This window comes from Deinococcus sp. Leaf326, from assembly GCF_001424185.1.
Taxonomy (GTDB): domain Bacteria; phylum Deinococcota; class Deinococci; order Deinococcales; family Deinococcaceae; genus Deinococcus.
Map to the genome: position 1 here is coordinate 1 of NZ_LMOM01000064.1, position 735 is coordinate 735.

Consider the following 735-nt stretch of genomic DNA (forward strand, 5'->3'; position numbering starts at 1 on the left):
AGAATGCGGGCACGCTCCCAGAGAGGCTGTGACTTCGACACTCCCAGACTCTCGCGTCTGGGAGCGCTTTTTTCGTCTTATGCAGGTGCAACTCCTGAGTATAAGTGTCGGGTGCCCCGAGGCTGCACTACTAAAGTGCGTCTGAAAAAGGTCAGGGCGGGGACTTCGCCAGCCGACGTACCATCAAACGGATCATGACTTCGTACACGAKGTTTTCAGCGGTTTCAACCAGGGCTTCGTMGTCCCTCGCCATGCGTCTGGATTTCCCCAGCCAGGCGAACGTCCGCTCCACCACCCAACGGCGCTTCAGGACGACAAATCCTTTCGGCACCTCCACGTGTTGTGGAGGTGCATCTTTTGGTGCCCARGTACCCTGCCAACCCGACCAAGGGTGTTTGACGATCTCCATGGTCCAGCCCAGATGCGTSTTGATCTCTCCAGCGAGTTTCCCGGTGTACCCCGCATCCGCCCACAGGTACGTGTTTGACGATCTCCATGGTCCAGCCCAGATGCGTSTTGATCTCTCCAGCGAGTTTCCCGGTGTACCCCGCATCCGCCCACAGGTACCCCATCCGAGGAAAGACATTGGGGAGATCTCGCAGGAGAAGAATCGCGCCCATGCGGTCCTGGATGTCCGCCTCGTGGACCTTGATCGCCATGACCAGCCCTAAGGTGTCGACGAGCAGGTGACGTTTCCGACCACTCACTTTCTTGCCCCCGTCATAGCCGCGAGGC

At 58.8% G+C, this 735-nt stretch carries 2 protein-coding genes; both read right to left on the reverse strand.

Going from position 1 to position 735, the window contains the following annotated elements:
* Positions 1-151: 151 nt before the first annotated feature.
* Positions 152-292, reverse strand: coding sequence for a hypothetical protein (locus tag ASF71_RS25340; protein ID WP_369815012.1), 141 nt, complete (start codon positions 290-292; stop codon positions 152-154).
* Complete coding sequence (locus ASF71_RS25885) at positions 225-707, reverse strand: transposase (RefSeq protein WP_369815015.1); 483 nt, start codon at positions 705-707, stop codon at positions 225-227. The genes ASF71_RS25340 and ASF71_RS25885 overlap by 68 nt, the downstream gene beginning before the upstream one ends.
* Between the last annotated feature and the right edge of the window lie 28 nt (positions 708-735).